Origin of the sequence: Frankia sp. R82 (assembly GCF_023716925.1) — a bacterium.
Taxonomy (GTDB): Bacteria; Actinomycetota; Actinomycetes; order Frankiales; family Frankiaceae; genus Frankia.
Genome location: NZ_JAMQQG010000052.1, coordinates 1 through 15,856, shown reverse-complemented (window position 1 = coordinate 15,856; position 15,856 = coordinate 1). Strand labels below are relative to the sequence as shown.

The 15,856-nt window shown below is 71.5% G+C and carries 10 protein-coding genes and 2 pseudogenes; 5 read left to right on the top strand and 7 right to left on the bottom strand.

Going from position 1 to position 15,856, the window contains the following annotated elements; all coding sequences use genetic code 11:
- The 3 genes and pseudogenes from ND747_RS12780 to ND747_RS12770 form a co-directional block, all read right to left on the bottom strand.
- Positions 1–240 (bottom strand): annotated as a pseudogene (locus ND747_RS12780) (hypothetical protein); the annotation flags it as partial.
- A gap of 143 nt (positions 241–383) precedes the next feature.
- On the bottom strand, positions 384–1,805 hold the full coding sequence (locus tag ND747_RS12775) for a hypothetical protein (RefSeq protein ID WP_251733743.1): 1,422 nt from the start codon (positions 1,803–1,805) through the stop codon (positions 384–386).
- Positions 1,806–2,072: 267 nt separating this feature from the next.
- Positions 2,073–2,582 carry a GtrA family protein gene (locus ND747_RS12770; protein ID WP_251733747.1) on the bottom strand — a complete coding sequence of 170 codons (510 nt, stop codon included), beginning with the start codon at positions 2,580–2,582 and terminating at the stop codon, positions 2,073–2,075.
- A 440-nt stretch (positions 2,583–3,022) separates the two neighbouring features.
- Between ND747_RS12770 and ND747_RS12765 the strand changes: the two genes are divergently transcribed.
- A complete protein-coding gene (locus tag ND747_RS12765; RefSeq protein WP_251733742.1) occupies positions 3,023–3,616 on the top strand; it encodes a carbonic anhydrase in 594 nt (197 codons plus the stop codon).
- Here the strand turns inward: ND747_RS12765 and ND747_RS12760 are convergent.
- From ND747_RS12760 to ND747_RS12750, 3 genes are all read right to left on the bottom strand, one after another.
- Positions 3,533–5,014, bottom strand: coding sequence for a UDP-glucose/GDP-mannose dehydrogenase family protein (locus tag ND747_RS12760; RefSeq protein WP_251733741.1), 1,482 nt, complete (start codon positions 5,012–5,014; stop codon positions 3,533–3,535). The genes ND747_RS12765 and ND747_RS12760 overlap by 84 nt on opposite strands.
- Before the next feature lie 188 nt (positions 5,015–5,202).
- Positions 5,203–6,171: a TIGR03089 family protein gene (locus ND747_RS12755; RefSeq protein WP_251733740.1), complete on the bottom strand. Its 969-nt coding sequence runs from the start codon at positions 6,169–6,171 to the stop codon at positions 5,203–5,205.
- On the bottom strand, positions 6,168–8,573 hold the full coding sequence (locus tag ND747_RS12750) for an LCP family protein (RefSeq protein ID WP_251733739.1): 2,406 nt from the start codon (positions 8,571–8,573) through the stop codon (positions 6,168–6,170). Before ND747_RS12750 ends, ND747_RS12755 begins: the two co-directional genes overlap by 4 nt.
- Before the next feature lie 263 nt (positions 8,574–8,836).
- Between ND747_RS12750 and ND747_RS12745 the strand changes: the two genes are divergently transcribed.
- Positions 8,837–10,900, top strand: a complete 2,064-nt coding sequence (locus tag ND747_RS12745) for a glycosyltransferase family 39 protein (protein WP_374216218.1) — start codon at positions 8,837–8,839, stop codon at positions 10,898–10,900.
- Positions 10,901–11,350: 450 nt separating this feature from the next.
- On the opposite strand, the gene ND747_RS12740 is transcribed toward ND747_RS12745, so the two are convergent.
- Positions 11,351–12,430: a glucose-1-phosphate thymidylyltransferase gene (locus ND747_RS12740; protein ID WP_251733738.1), complete on the bottom strand. Its 1,080-nt coding sequence runs from the start codon at positions 12,428–12,430 to the stop codon at positions 11,351–11,353.
- Between the two features lie 453 nt (positions 12,431–12,883).
- Between ND747_RS12740 and ND747_RS12735 the strand changes: the two genes are divergently transcribed.
- From ND747_RS12735 to ND747_RS12725, 3 genes and pseudogenes are all read left to right on the top strand, one after another.
- Complete coding sequence (locus tag ND747_RS12735) at positions 12,884–14,398, top strand: LCP family protein (RefSeq protein WP_251733745.1); 1,515 nt, start codon at positions 12,884–12,886, stop codon at positions 14,396–14,398.
- 149 nt (positions 14,399–14,547) lie between these two features.
- Positions 14,548–15,444, top strand: coding sequence for a dTDP-4-dehydrorhamnose reductase (gene rfbD, locus ND747_RS12730; protein ID WP_251733744.1), 897 nt, complete (start codon positions 14,548–14,550; stop codon positions 15,442–15,444).
- A 99-nt stretch (positions 15,445–15,543) separates the two neighbouring features.
- Positions 15,544–15,856 (top strand): annotated as a pseudogene (locus ND747_RS12725) (hypothetical protein); the annotation flags it as partial.

The following is a 15,856-nucleotide window of genomic DNA, read 5'->3' as shown; positions in this document are numbered from 1 at the left end:
GAGCCAGGGCGGCGGGCCGGGCGCCTGTGGACCGGGCTGGCGGGGCGGACGGGGCGGCTCGTGCGGTGAGCCGAACTGCGGCCCGGGCGTCGACGGACGATGCCCGGTGGGCTGCAGGATGGTGCGCTCGGTGTCGTCGAAGTCCGTGTCCGGGCCCGGGCCGTCGCCGGTGAACGACTGGGGTGGCGGCTGCTCGGCGGAGCGCGGCGCTTCGTCGTCGCCGCTGCCGGGACTCGGCACGGTTCCTCCCGAGTGTGGTGACAGATCCGGCTCTCAGCGTAGGCGTATTACCGTCCGGATACAGTCGGTATAGGGCTACTGGTAAACAAATGCAGCCCTATTGCCGCCCGTCGGAGATCCTGCCGGGGATGGATCCGCCCGGTTCAGCTTTGCGGCACCGGGTCGAAGCCGCTCCACCACTCATACAGCGCGGCACCGTCACTTCCGGTGGCCATGAACCCAACCAGCTTGGAGTTGTATGACCAGTAGATGAAGTGATCGCTGTCGCGGGTGTTGCAGACGGCGGTGCCTTCCGTCTGGCCCTCGTGGAAGTTCCAGGTGAACACCTCGTTCTGGCCGGCCTTGCAGCTGCCGTTCGAGGAGGTCACCAGGGACTTGCGCACATCGACATCGGCATCGAGATCGCTGCGGGTGGCGTACGAGTACGCAGCGACGACCTTGCCGTCATCGGAGTGGCAGAACAACGAGGCCAGGATGTGATCGCCCTCGGCGGAGCTGTTCGGCTCACAGTTGGTCATCGCGGTGTCGTCCAGCTTGGCGAGCAGTGCGCTTTCGGCCGCGCTGAGCCCACCGGATGCGCTTGGTGACGGACTCGGGGACGGGCTGGGCGAACTCGACGGTGCCGGGCTGGGGCTGGGGCTGGTGGTGGCCGGGGCCGACGAGGTCGCGATCGGCGGCGCCGAGGCGGAGACCGACGGCTTGTCGTCATGCGAACCGCCGGCGAACACGATGACGGGCACGATGATGAGCAGCAGCACGGCGGCCACGGCCGCACCGATGATCAGAGCGCGTCGACGCCCCGAGCCCCCGCCCGACCCGGATCCGCCCCCGGCCGGCGGGTAGCCGCCGTAGGAGTCGGGCTGCCCGTAGCCCTGCTGGGGATAGCTCTGCTGGGGATAGGCCTGCTGGTACTGCCCGGCGACCGGCTGACCTGCCTGCCCGTAGCCGGACTGTCCGTAGCTCTGCTGTCCGTAGCTCTGCTGGTTGTAATCCTGCTGCCCGTAGCCCGGCTGCTGGTTGTAGTCCGGTTGCCCGTAGCTCTGCTGTCCGTAGCCAGGCTGGCTGTAGCCTTGGCCGCCGTCGGCCGTACCCTGCGGGTAGCCGCTCTGCCCCGGGTAGCCGCTCTGCGGATAGCCGGCAGGGGCCGTCCCGTACGGGTTGGCCTGCTGGCCGGCCTGCCCGGCGTACGGGTCCTGGCCGGCGTACGGGTCCTGCCCGTAACCACCGGCCGTGCCGCCGCTCTGCCCGGATGACGGGTAGGCGCCACCGCTGCCCCCTCGGCCGGGCGCCGAGTACGGGCTCGTCGCGTAGCCGTCCGGCAGGATCTGGGTCTGCGGCTCCTGGCCGTCCGACTGCGGGGGCCCGTCATAGCCGGCTGAGCCGCGCGGGTAGCCGCCGCCGGGTGGGACGTTCGGAGACCCGGCGGACGGCCACCCGCCGCGTTCGTCACCTGCGATGCGGGTCTGCTCGTCGTACGGATCCGCACCCCCCGAGTAGCCGGGCGAGCCGTCGACACGCCGGGTCTCGGCGTCCGGGTCCGGAGAGCTGGAGCCCGGTGACTGCATGATGCGTTCCTCCTGTGCCGCCGGTGCCGCGCGCAGACGCCTCGCCACACGCGTTGTCGTCGCGCCGGAGGGAACGGCATCCGGTTCGGACGGCCACTCCATTGCGTCGGTACCCGGCGGGACGCGCCGAAGGCGACCAACCCCTCAGACCGGGCTTGGTACTGATGGTAGGGGTTAACCGGTCGAACGGGACACGCGGTCGTCTTCTCGACAGCAGCCGACCTGCCACGTTGTGTCCGGTCAGCCGTCGCGGGGACGGCTGACCGGTCAGATCCGGCCGGCGTGCTCCGGCACCCGGGCGGGGAGGTCTGCGGGCGGGGTCGGCCGCGCTGCGGCCTTGGGGTCGTCCGGGTGCAGGAAGACCCACTTCTTGTACGCCCAGAAACGGAACACCGTGCCAAGCCCCGTGCCGAGCACGTTGCCGAACAGGTTGAAGGCGAGCACCCCGCGCAGGTCGAGCACGTACCGGGCGAACCCGAGGCAACCAAGCGCGATCAGCAGGCCGACCACGTTCAGAACGAAGAAGAGCGCGTACTCGCGGCGCAGGCCGGTCCGGGCGCGGTGGTTGAAGGACCACTGCCGGTTTCCGATATACGAAAAGGTGGCCGCGACGACGGTGGAGATCGTCTTCGCGCTGAGGGGACCCATTCCCAGAAGCGTGTGACACAGGTTCGAAACCAGGAAGTCGATGGCGTAGCAGACACCACCGACCAAGCCGAACTTGCCCAGCTCATGGATGAGTAGCTGCAGCGGCGATCGTACCTGGCGGTGCTTCACCACAGGCGGCCTCGATCGATTCTTACCACCCGAGGAGAGTACCGGCTGGCCGGAGTCGGGCGCTTCGCCACCCCCTCCCTCGAGCGGCCGTTTGGACGCCGTGGTCGCTGCGGGCCCGAGCTTCCGACTGCCGAGAGTGATCGAGTTCTCGACTTTCCGTGTTCGATCCACTGTGGTGGTATTCCCTGATCTACGGTGAGTGATGCAGTCGATCCAGGGCGGCAGGCAACGTGGCGGTCGCGACCCTGGTGAATGTCGGGAACGATGGCCGGTCCGGGTAGTGGGACGGCATCCTGACATTACGGGGCACCCCGCCATTGATCGGGAGGGATGGACACCATGGACTGCGCAGACAGTCGGTTGATCTACGTAGGTACGTGGCTGGGCGGCTGAAGACGATGGGGAACGGGCGACAGGGCGTGACAGACGTGATCGAAACGATGTCAGCAGTAGTGGGACGAGACGCGGCCACGGCACCGGTGGCGGGTTCGGGTGGACGTCGCCCGGCCGGCGACGTGACCGACGGGGCAACGGCGACGGAGGTGCTGCTGACCTACGCCGCGGGCAATCCGGCGCGGCGTCAGGAGACCGGCCTGCGCGGCGCCCTGCCGGCGCCGCCGGCCCTCGGAGTGGCCGTGGTGGCCTGTATGGATGCCCGGCTCAACGTCGAGGCGCTGCTCGGCCTCGGGGAGGGGGACGCCCACATCCTGCGCAACGCCGGCGGTGTCATCACCACCGATGTTGTGCGCTCCCTCGCGGTGAGCCAGAACGCCCTCGGTACGAAGGAGATCATCCTGCTGCACCACACGGGGTGCGGCATGGAGACGATCACCGATGTGGGCTTTCGTGATCAGCTCGAGCGGGACACCGGGGTCCGTCCCGAGTGGTCGGTGCAGGCGTTCGAGAACGTCGCCGACGATGTACGGCTGTCCCTGCGGATCCTGAGATCATCACCGTTTTTGCAGGCCACGACGTCGGTACGCGGCTTCATCTACGAGGTGGACACCGGTGCCCTGGTGGAGGTGCCGCTCTGAGACAGGTCGGTCCGACAGGTGTCGGTCCGTCAGGTGCCGCGAGGCGCTGTGGCGGACCGCTGCCGGGCGGGGCGGTCGGCCGAGGGCCAGGTAGGTCCAACCGGCACCCTCCCACCTGGCCGGATCGAGGACGCCGCGGCCGTCGATGACCACTGGCCGGGCGACATGGTGGCGCAGCGCGGCCGGATCGAGCGCGCCGAACTCCGTCCATTCGGTGAGGACGAGCACGACCTCGGCGCCGGCCACCGCTCCGATCACCGAGTCGGCGACGTGCAGGGTGGGATGGCGGGCGCGGGCGTTCGCCGCGGCCGCCGGATCGTAGACGGCGACGTGCGCTCCGGCCCGGCGCAACGCCGTGGCCACGTCCAGTGCTGGTGAGTCCCGAATGTCGTCGGAGTTCGGTTTGAACGCCGCCCCGAGCACGGCGACGGCGCGGTTCACCGGGTCGCCGCCGAGCACCTTGTGGGTCAGCTCCACCGCCCGGGCCCGGGCGCGGACGTTCACCGCGTCCACCGCACCGAGGAAGGACAGTGCCGGACCGACGCCGAGCTCCTGGGCGCGGGCCTGGAAGGCCCGGACGTCCTTGGGTAGGCAGCCGCCGCCGTACCCGATGCCGGCCCGCAGGAACAGGGGCCCGATCCGGTCGTCGTGGGCCAGGGCGCCCGCGAGCTCCACGACATCCGCCCCGGTGGCGTCGCACACCTCGGACATCGCGTTGATGAACGAGATCTTCGTGGCGAGGAAGGCGTTCGCGGCCACCTTCACCAGCTCGGCGGTGGCGTAGTCGGTGACGACGACGGGTGTGGGAACGTCGATCATCCGGGCGTACAGTGCGCGCAGCACGGCCTCGGCTCGGCCATCGGGGGCCACCCCGAAGACCAGCCGGTCGGGGCGCAGGGTGTCCTCGACGGCGAAGCCCTCCCGGAGGAACTCGGGATTCCAGGCGAGTTCGGCGCCGGGCGCGGCAGCGGTGATCCGCGCGGCCAGCCGCGCCGCCGTCCCCACCGGCACCGTCGACTTGCCCACGACCAGGGCCCGCGGCCCGAGCCCGGCCGCGATCAGCCCGCTGACGACGGCGTCCACATGGCGCAGGTCGGCGGCGTCCGTGTCGGGGCGCTGGGGTGTCCCGACACAGATGAAGTGAACGTCGGCATGATCGACGGCCGCGGCGATCGAGCGGGTGAAGGCGAGCCTGCCCGCCTCGAGATTGCTGCGCAGCAGGGCTGCGAGCCCCGGCTCGTAGAAGGGCGCCTCACCGGCGGACAGCTGCCGGATCCGGGCCGCGTCGATGTCGACGCCGAGTACCTCGAACCCGAGCTCGGCCATGCACACCGCATGGGTGGCTCCCAGGTAGCCGGTGCCGATGACGCTGATCGGCGGAGGACTCTGGCCATGCACGCTCGACACCTCCGCTGTCACCCTGGCGACCACCTGACTCCCGAGCGTAGTCAGTACCCCTGGAACCGGTCGCCACGAGAGCACCATCGGGCCTCACCCCAAACGGGTCGGGCTCTCACCCTGGGCGGGTCGGCCCTTCGTCCCACCTGCCCGGCATCCACCCCCGGCATCCACCCCCGGTAGTGGCCTCACCCGGAACCGGGCAGGTGGAGCACCCGAATCCCGGCCGTGGCCGCCACCGCCACCTCGTCCACCGTCGGCGCAACGTCCACCGTCGGCGCAACGTCCACCGTCGGCGGGGTGGCCACGATCGCGGTGACGCGTTCGGCCTGGATCCGCCGCACGAGCACGTCCGGGTCGGGCCGGCGGCACAGCACGATCGACGCGCCGGCGGCCAGCGGGGCGAGCAGACCGCCGAGGAGCCCCGTCGCGCTGCTCGGTCCGGCGGTGACCAGCAGCCGGTCGGACGCGCCGAGCTGCCAGGTCGCCGCCGTCCGCAGGGCGACCCGGACCAGGTCCAGCTGCGCCGCGGGCGCTGGCGGTGCCCCGAAGCGGTCACCGTGCGGGGGCACCTCGACGGCGTAGTCGAGCACACCGGGGACGGACCGGGTCAGCCGACCGCCCAGGGGACGCAGCGACAGGGCGACAGTCTCGTCGGCGCCGCGGTCCGCGGCCGCGTCGAGCCGGTCCTGCGCGACGAACAGCGCGTCCAGCGGGGTCGCCGCGGGCGGCTCGGGGACCTGCGGGCCGGTTTCGGCACGGTCCTGCGACTGCTCGACGACCAGGAGCTCGCCACTGGCGGACCAGGTGGCGAGCGCGATCACCAGCGCCAGCCAGTGCGGTGGCAGGTCCATTGCGACCTGCCCGCCGGGGCCGAGGCCGAGGGTGTCCACCAGCAGGTTCGCGGTCTTGGCCACCCAGTTGTCGAGCGTCGTCGCCGAGAACTCGACGCGTTCGCCCGTCGCGTCGTCATAGAACGTCACCAGTGGACGGGCCGGGTCGGCGGCCAGCCGACGCGCGAGCAGCTCGGCGACACCTCGCGCCCCCACCCCCGGCAGCGCCGACCCGGTGGACGTCCCCGGTTCGGCCGGGGACACCGCAGGTGCGGTGAGGATCAGGTCCGCGGCGGACACCAACCGCGAGGACGTGGCGCTCACGGCGTGCACGAGGTGTTGGCGGGCGTGCCGGCGGTCGTGGAGTCGACGCCGCTGACCGCGGACGCGCCCTCGACCGGCCCGCCCGCGGTGGTGCTGCCGGCACCGGCAGCCGGCGTGCTCGCCGCCGGGATCACGCCGCGGAAGTTCGTGCCCAGAACGACGACGATGCCGTCCGTGTCGGCTGTGCTGCTCGTGCTGGCTGTGCTGCTCGTGCTGGCTGTGCTGCTCGTGCTGGCTGTGCTGCTCGTGCTGGCTGTGCTGCTCGTGCTGCCTGCGGTGCTGGCGGTGGGGGAACCGGTGGTCTCGCCTGCGCCCGCGGTGGCCGGCGGTGTCGGCGTCTGCGCCGTGCTGGCGACCAGCTGGCTGCCCGGCAGGCGGGTGGCCACCACGCTCGCCTGTTCCCGAAGCCGGGGCGGATAGTGGATCTCGGTCTGGGCCTGACCGATCGTCGTCGAGGTGGTCATGGGCCCAGTGAATCCGAGGGCACGCAGGCCGTCGACCGTCCGGGCGGCGAGTCCGGTACGGCTGGTTGCGTTGCGTACGGCCGTGATGCTCACCGAGGACGGTGACCCGACGCCCGACGAGGGCACGGCCGACCCGGAGGCGGCAGCGGTGGCACTGCTCGAGGAGGGCCCGCCCGGGGGCGCCACCCCGTCGGGTAGCAGCGGTGTCAGGAGGCGGTTCAGCCCGGCCTGGTCGGCGATGAGCACGGCGCCGTGCGGTGGAACGGTGCCATGGTTGTCGATGGCGCCGTCGGCGGGCAGCGCGATGTGGGTCGGAACGGTGAGGAACCGCACCCCGCCGGAGCCGGCCTGGCTGGCCCGGCGGGCGAGGCCGAGCAGGGCGGCCTGGTCGAGCCCCGAGTCGACCTGCAGCGCCCCACCGACCGCCCCGAGCAGAGCGGAGATCTTCGCCGGGTTGGTCAGCACGCCCGCGCTGGTCGCGGCGGCCAGCAGCCGGTCGAGGAACTGCTGCTGACGCAGGATGCGCAGCCGTTCGTCGCCGAGGGCGTACCGGGTCCGGACAAAGGCGAGGGCCTGCCGTCCGTCCAGCCGGTTCTCGCCGAGGCGGCCGTTCCAGCCGGACATCGTGTCGTGCAGGTTGCGGGTGCTGCCGTCGGGCAGCGGCGTCACGCAGACGGTGACCCCGCCGACCGCGTCCGTCATGGACCGAAAGCCCGCGAGGTTGATCGAGATGGTGTGATCGATCTTGAGATTGGTGAGCGACTCCAGGGTGGTGATGAGCCCTGGCACCCCGGCGAGCTGAAGAACCTCGGTGAGCTTGGCGTGTCCGTCGCGGGCGTTCGCCTTGCCCTTCGGTAGCACCGGGACCAGCATGTCCCGGGGGAACGACAGCAGCGTCGCCGAGCCGTCCCGGGCAAGATGCGCGATGATCGTCGTATCCGACCGGACACCGTCCACCGTGCCGTACTCGCCGTCGGTGCCGTCCCGGCTGTCGTCGCCGAGCAGGAGGATGTTCTCCGCGCCCGCCGCCGCAACCGGTCGCGGCCCGGCGATGGCCCAGTTCTCCCGGGTGACGGCACTGTCGAAGTGCCGGTAGGCCACCCAACCCAGCGAGGTGCAGGCCAGTACCAGTACGGACAGCGCCGTGCAGATCGCGAGGGCCAGGCGCTGCGAGAACGGCCGGTGCCGCCGCGGCCGACGGGGATCCAGATGCGGCGGCAGCGGTTGGCGCGGCCGATGCGGTCGGTGTGGCCGAACGGGTCGATCCCAGCCGGGTGTGTCCCGGGCCCGGGAGGGTGCCGGGAGCGCGTGGGTGGGAGCCGTCCGGGCCCGCGCGCTGTGTGTCCGTGTCCGCGTCCGCACCGAGGCGGTGTCCGCGGCGCGCGACCTGTCCTGACGGCGATCAGGCTGGGGCGGGACGACGCCGGGATCGCGCGGGCGGCGCTGCGGCGGTGCGACGGACATCCGGCCCAGGTCGCGGGTCGCGGCGTCGCGGGTCGCTGTGTCGCGGGTCGCCGGGCGGGCCGGCGGAACGTCGACTGCGGGCAGGCGCCCCGGGGACCGGTGCCACGTCACGTGCGGACGCCGCGCCGGCGCGGACGGGTGATACAGCGGCGGCGGTGTGCGCTGCGCCCGGTGCCGTCCCAGCGCCTGGGTGGGCGCCGCGGTCGGTGGCGCGTCCCAACCAGAGTCCTCGTACGGGTCGGAGTGCTCGTACAGGCCAGAATGTTCGTACGGGTCGGAGTGCTCGTACGGGTCGGAATGCTCGTACGGGTCGGAGCGCTCATGTGGCCGCAGCACGAGCATCGTCGGGCGGTCCCGGTGGCGCTCGCGCGGGCGCTCCCGCGGCGGCCAGGCCGGCAGATCCTCGCCCGACCCCCGCTGGCGGGCCGGCTCCGGCGCTGACGGCGATGGCGCCGGCCGGGAATGGGGTGTCACGGGTCGCTGGCGCTCCTTGGTCGAGCGGCCCGGTCGGGCAGCCTGGTGATCGCGTCTGCGGCCTGCGTCGTCGTCCCACTTCAACACAGATCTGGCGATATGGACGTTCGTCCGAGGAGTGGCACAGCCAGCAGGCACGCTGAAACGGCCAATCCGACCCGATGGTCGTGGCCCATCGGTGGGGGCGGACGGTGACCATCACCCAGACGGTCCACCCCACCGCTCGGCCGCCGGCGCGGGCCGCCAAAGCGGGCCGCCAGGGCATGTCGTCTACCCTGGCCTCAACCATGGATGCCCCGAAACCGACCAGCACCGCGCGTCCCGCTCCAGCCGGCGCGGATGCCGCCGACCCGGCCGAGAAGCCGCTGCCAACGTCCGGGGTGCGGGTTCGGCGGATGCGGCGTGGTCCCCTGCTGCTCGTCCTGATCACCGCGGCCCACCTGGCGATGCTGCTCAGCTATGCCTTCGTCTATCCGACCTGGGCGGGGTACGACGAGGCGCAGCACGTCGACATGGTCTACGGACTGCAGCACGGCGACGGCTGGCCCGCGCCCGGCAAGAAGATGATCGCCAGCGGTGTCGCGGCGACGTCGGACGACTTCGATCGGGGCCGCTACGCGGACATGTTCCAGTCCGGCGGCAAACGCCGGGGCGCCGCACCGTTCGCCGAGATCGATCCCACTCCGCGCGGCGAACGGCGGTCCTTCGCCGAGCTTGGCGGGCCCACCCCGGTCGACGACGGACGGCTGTCCAACCAGATGGTCCAGCATCCGCCGATGATCTATGCGGCCGGCGCGCTGCTGCTCGACGTCCTGCCCGGCTCGGACGACTGGTCGTACGACACCCAGGTGTTCGTGCTGCGCCTGGTGAACATCCTGGTCGTCGGGCCGCTGCCGGTGCTGGGCTGGCTTGCCGCCCGCCGCTTCGGCCTCGGTGAACCCGCGGCCCTGGCGGCCGCCGCGCTGCCCCTGGCCATCCCCGGCTTCACCCGGGTGGGTGCCACGTTCAACAACGACGGCATCCTCATGCTGACCACCGGTGCGCTTACGGTCGTCCTGGCCGGAGTCATGCGTGGTGACCTGCGTCGACGCACCGCGGCCTGGGCTGGCCTGTGGTTCGGGCTTGCCCTGTTGTCCAAGGCGTTCGCGCTCACCATGCCGGTGATGATCGTGGCTGCCTACCTCGTCGGCTGGTGGCGCGTCCGCGGTACCGGCACCCGGTCGGACGTCCCGAAACCGCGCCGCGAACGACTTGGATCGTGGTGGGCGCTGGTGCGGTCGCTGCCGTGGGTTCCCGGGGTGCTGGCCGTTGGGCTCGGCCTCGCCGTCAGTGGCTGGTGGTGGGTGCGTAACTACGTGTTGTACAACGCCGTCCAGCCGAACGGATGGGCGGTGAATCCGCCGCGGCGGGAACCACTGCTGCTGCCCGATTCGTTCTTCACCTGGTTCTGGTACTTCGTCCGGACGATGATCTCCCGGTTCTGGGGCGGCCTCGGCATGTTCGAGCCGCCGCAGCTGTCGCCGATCGCCATCGTGCTGGCGACGGTGGTGGTCGTCGGGCTGAGCGTCGTGGCCATGGTGGGCGGCGGTCGGCACCGGCCGGCCGGTCCTGATGCAGCTGGTCCTGATGCGGCCGGTCGCAGTGCCACGGCGGGGCCGGATGCGGTGGCCGGATCTGCTGGTGCGGTCGGGTCCGGCGGCACTGCGGCTGGGTCTGGTGTGCTGGGGCGCGAGGTACGGCTGTGGGGGGCGGCGTCGGTCGTGGTGCTGCTGTTGCCGGTGGCGTTTGCCTACCTGTCGGTCGGGCAGCGCAGCTGGGCGGACTACAAGCTCTACACCCGGGGGATCGCGGTCCAGGGCCGCTACCTCTACCTGGGGATCGTCGGGCTTGGCGTGGTGATCGCGCTCGGGCTGTGCCGGGTGCTGCGGGCCCGGGAGCGGTTCGGCCCGCTGATGGTGCTGGTCGGCGCGGCGCTCATGCAGGGTGCGGCCCTGCTCGCGATCTGCAGCTACTACTGGCTGCCCCGGCAGGTGTCGTTCACGCCAGCCCGGATCCCGGACGTGGTGTCCGCGATCGGTCGCTGGGCGCCCTTCCCGATCGGCGTCACCATCGCCACGTTCGTCCTGGCCGCCGCCCTGTTCGTCGCCGCCCTGTCCGCTGCCGCCCTGTCTGCCGCGGCCAGCCAACCGACTGGGTCTGTTCTGGCTGACGTGCCGGCGTCTCGGAGCAGGCCGACCTCTCCGGAACCCGCAGTCCAGGCGGCGGAATCGGCCACCGCCGGCCGGCCGACCGATCACACCTCGTCTGACGCTGCGCGCACACAGTAGCTGTCGGAGCGCACAGTAGCTGTCAGAGCACACATGAGCTGTCAGGGCACACCTGCTGTAGCCGCTCGCCCGGCTTCCCGTCCAGCCCAGCCCGCCATAGCCGGCGGCTTCGGCTGACGACTACATATCGTCGCCGGGTCGCCGGGTCGCCGGGTCTCCGCTGGCGGCTTCCCGGGCGTGTCGATCTTTGTGGTCCTTCTACAGGGCTACAGGCGGCGAAATGTCCGTTCCGTCACGGTAGAAGGACCCGCGCCGGCCGGCGGCCGCTCGCCAGCCCCGGGATGGCCCGATTCTGGGCGGGCTGCCAGTTACCGAGCGTAGAGATGGGGGCTCTGGGTGACTGGGTAGGTTCGAATCGTGTCGGTGGGTGGAGGCTTGTGCCGGCGGCTGCGAGGAGTCGTGCGGGGCGGAGTCGTGCGGGGCGAGGCGGAGTGGCGGGCGGCGCCGGGATCAGGCGCCGGGGAGGGCGGCGACGGAGACGCGGGAGTGGTCCCCGAGCATGAGGCGGTGGGCCTTGGGGAGCGCCGCGGACGGGATGACCTCGACGTCCCGGCCGATCAGGGAGTCCTCGATCCGGCCGATGCCGCGGATCGTCGCGCGTTCGAGGACGATCGAGTACTCGATCTCGGTCCGTTCGATCGTGCAGGAATGGAAGATCGAGGTGAACGGGCCGACGTAGGTGTCGACCAGGGTGGTGTCACGGCCGATGATGGCCGGGCCGCGCACGGTCGAGCGGACCAGCGAGGCGCCTTCCTCGACGATGACGCGGCCGACGATGGAACTGTCCGCGTCCACGCTGCCGTGGATGGCCGGCTCGATCGACTCGAGCAGGTGCCGGTTGGTCTCGAGCATGTCGGTGATACGCCCGGTGTCCTTCCAGTAGCCCTCGACGAGGTGGGAGGAGACCTCCCGGCCGTTGTCGACCAGCCACTGGATGGCCTCGGTGATCTCCAGTTCGCCGCGGGCGGACGGCTTGATCGAGCGCACGGCCTTGTGGATCGCGGTGCCGAACATGTACACGCCGACGAGCGCGAGGTCGCTCGGGGGCACCAGCGGCTTCTCGACGAGCCGGATGATCCGGCCCTCGGCACCGAGCTCGGCGACGCCGAACGCGGACGGGTTGTCGACCTTGGTGAGCAGGATCAGGGCGTCCGGCGTGGTGCGGCGGAACTCCTCGACCAGGCCGGCGATGCCACCGATGATCAGGTTGTCGCCGAGGTACATGACGAACGGTTCGTCGGCGAGGAAATCCTGGGCGATCAGCACCGCGTGGGCGAGGCCGAGCGGGGCCTCCTGCTGGATGTAGGTGACGCGCAGCCCGAACGCCGAGCCGTCGCCGACCGCGGTCTCGATCTCGGCGGCGGTTTCGCCGACGATGATGCCGACATCGATGATGCCGGCGTCCCGGATCGCCTCCAGGCCGTAGAAGAGCACCGGTTTGTTCGCCACCGGTACCAGCTGTTTGGCGGACGTGTGGGTGATCGGCCGCAGTCGGGTTCCTGAGCCTCCGGCGAGGACGAGGGCCTTCATGATCCGAAACTCTATCGCGTGTGGTGGATCGTACGGAGAGTTACGCATGGTGTGGCATCAATCACCAGGCGTGTCTCGGGTGTGAGGGCGGCGGACAAGCTGGCCATGTGCTTCGCTGGCCGCCTTTCTGGCGCCATCGGGTTGGTGCCGGGTACGGGCGGCTCGGCGCGGGTACGTTGAGTAGTCGAAAGGTTCGCTACCGCGCAGTAGGTTGTCGCTGTATCGCAGGTCGTCGCTGCACTGCAGGTCGCACCTGGCCGCCGGGGAGGGGGAACGGTGACCGATGCGCCGCCGCACCCATCGGAGGATCCGCCTACTGAGCATCATGCGGCTTCCGGGGCGCCTCCGGACCCGGCCGTGGCTTCGGCACCGGGCCCTGGCTCGGTCCCGCCGCGGGCTCCGGCCCGGGAACGTTCGACGCTCGGCCGCCTGGCGCTGGCGCTGGCGGCGGTGATGTCGGCCGTCGTGCTGGTGACCACCGTCGGCGCCTGGACGGCCTACCAGTACTTCGGCGCCCAGATCCACCGGATCAGGCTCGGGCTCGGCGACGACCGCCCGGCCGACGCTGCCAGCGGCACCCGTAACTACCTGCTGGTCGGGTCGGACAGTCGGGCCGGCACCGGCAACGAGTACCAACGTGGCGGCGCCGTCACCGACGAGCGTTCCGACACCACCATCCTCGCCCATCTGGACGTGGACGGGACGACGACCATGGTCTCGTTCCCGCGTGACACCCTCGTGCGCATTCCCGGCCACGGCCGCGGCAAGCTCAACTCGGCGATCACACTCGGTGGTCCGAGCCTGCTGATCAGGACGCTGGAGAACCTCACCGACATCCGGATCGACCACTACGTCTCGATCGATCTGGCCGGTTTCAAGGCGATGACGGACGCGCTTGGCGGGGTGACCGTCTGTGTGAAGGCCCTGCCCGGCGGGTCGAGGGCGAACCTGTACGACCCGTGGTCGCAGTGGCACGGTCACGTCGGTGCGAACCGGCTCTCCGGCGAGCAGGCGCTCGCGTTCGTCCGTCAACGCCACGGTCTGCCGGACAACGACTTCGACCGGATCCGCCGTCAGCAGCAGTTCATCGGTGCCGTGTTCGCCCAGGCGACCTCCACCGGCGTGCTCACCAACCCGGTGAAGCTCGAGTCGTTGCTGCACGCGGCGACCGGCGCGCTCACCGTCGACGACGGCACCGGCATCAACGACCTGCGGGCGCTCGCGACCCGGCTGCGCGGTCTGTCCAGCGACCAGATCCGGTTCGAGACGATCCCCGTGCACACCCCGACGCCTGCGGAGGGCGCCAACGCGATCGGTGAACTGCCACGGTTCGGCGCCGTCCAGCTCTACGATCCGCTCGCCCTGGAGAAGTTCCTCGGCCCCCTGCGCGGACGGCCCGGCCGGGACGCCACCGGACCGGCGAGCGCGAGCCCGGGCTCCGGTTCGGCCGCCGCTGCCACCGGTGCGGCGGGACTGGTCCCGGCCGGGCAGATCGCCATCGACGTCTACAACGCCGCCGGGGTGTCGGGCCTGGCCGCAGCGGCGTCCTCGAAACTGACCCGAGCCGGTTTCCAGGTGGGCCCGGTGCAGGACTGGTCCGGCGGCAAACTGGCCCGGACCCAGATCCGGTACCGTCCAGGCGACTCCGGCACGCCCGACACGCCGGGGACCGCGAGCTCGTCCAGCGCGCCCGGCACCTCGGGTGGCCGAGCCGCCGCCGCCACCGTCCAGGCCGCCATTCCCGGCAGCCGGACCCGGGCGGATCCTGACGTCCCGGCCGGGCGGATCAGCGTCGTCCTCGGGGCCGACTTCGACCCCACCGCGATCGCCACAGCTGCCGCGGCCTCCGCCGGTACGGGCGGCTCCGGGCCGGTGACGGCCTCGCCACATCCCGATACATCGGGAATTACGGATAATTCCCAACCGCCGACCACTGCCAGTGCGCTCACCGCCGACTGCACCTACTGACCTGCCGTACTGATCGGCGGGGGAGGCCGGGTCGGCAGGGGGATGGTGGACGGTGGAGAGCGGACATGACCAGATGTCTGGATGGACGCGGTGGTGGCGGCGTCGTGGCGCCGCTCTGGTCTGCCAGACTCGGGGCCGTGCGCGTACTCGTGACCGGCGCCGCCGGGCAGCTCGGCGTCGACCTGTGCCGACTGCTCGAAACCCGGCTGGCCGATCCGGACTCCGCCGTCCGGGCCTATGCGGGTCTTGGTCGGGCCGAGCTTGACATCACCGATCCCGCGCGGGTGCGCGCGGTGCTGCGTGATCAGGCCCGTCCGGCGAAGGTGCAGGGTGGGCTGGTCGTCATCAACACGGCAGCCTGGACCGATGTGGACGCGGCGGAGTCCGACGAGACGGCGGCCTACGCCGTCAACGCCGCGGGCCCCGCGCATCTCGCGGCTGCCTGCGCCGAGGTCGACGCCGTCCTGGTCCAGGTGTCCACCGACTACGTCTTCGCCGGGGCGGCCAACAAGCCGTACGAGGTCGATGACGAGACGGCGCCCGTCGGCGCCTACGGGCGGACCAAGCTCGCCGGCGAGGAGGCGGTCCGCGCGCTGCTGCCGACGTCGTCCTATGTGGTGCGCACGGCCTGGGTGTACGGCCAGAGCGGGCGCAACTTCGTCAGGACGATCAGCCGGCTGGCCCGGGAGCGCGGCGCGGTGTCGGTCGTCGACGACCAGACGGGCTCCCCGACCTGGTCCGCGGACCTGGCCGCCGGCCTACTCGACCTGGCCGTCGCCGAGCCGCCGCCCGGTGTCTACCACTGCACCAACGCCGGCGAGACCACCTGGTTCGGGTTCGCCCGGGAGATCATGGCCGAGATCGGCCTCGATCCCCAGGTGGTGTCGCCCACCACCACGGACGCCTTCCCGCGCCCCGCGGCCCGTCCGGCCTACTCGGTGCTGTCCTCCCGGTCGTGGCTGGACGCCGGTCTCACCCCCCTGCGCCCCTGGCCGGACGCCCTCGCCGCCGCCTTCGCCGCCGCCGGCGACGACCTGCGCGGCTGATCCACGCGGCTGATCCACGCGGCGGAGGAGACCCACGCCGTCATGGGGTGACGTCGCCCTGGGAGACTGGCCGGGATGGGTGGCGGTGGGTGGCGGTGGGTGCGCCGGCATGCGGTGTTCGGGGCACTGGTCGTCGTCGGGGTGGTCGCGCGGGTCGGGGTTCTGGTCGCCTATCCGCCGGCGCTGATGTACCTGGGTGACTCGGCCGCCTACCTGGACCAGGCCTGGCGGGACCTGTGGCCGGGGGACTGGCGGCCGTCCGGCTATCCGATCTTCCTGCGGATGATCGACGGGCCGAGCCACATCACCCGGATCGTGGTCGTGCAGCATCTGCTGACGCTGCTGGTGGCGGTCGCGCTGTACGCGGCGGCGCTGCGGGCGGTGCGCCGGCCGTGGGTGGCGGCGTTGGCGG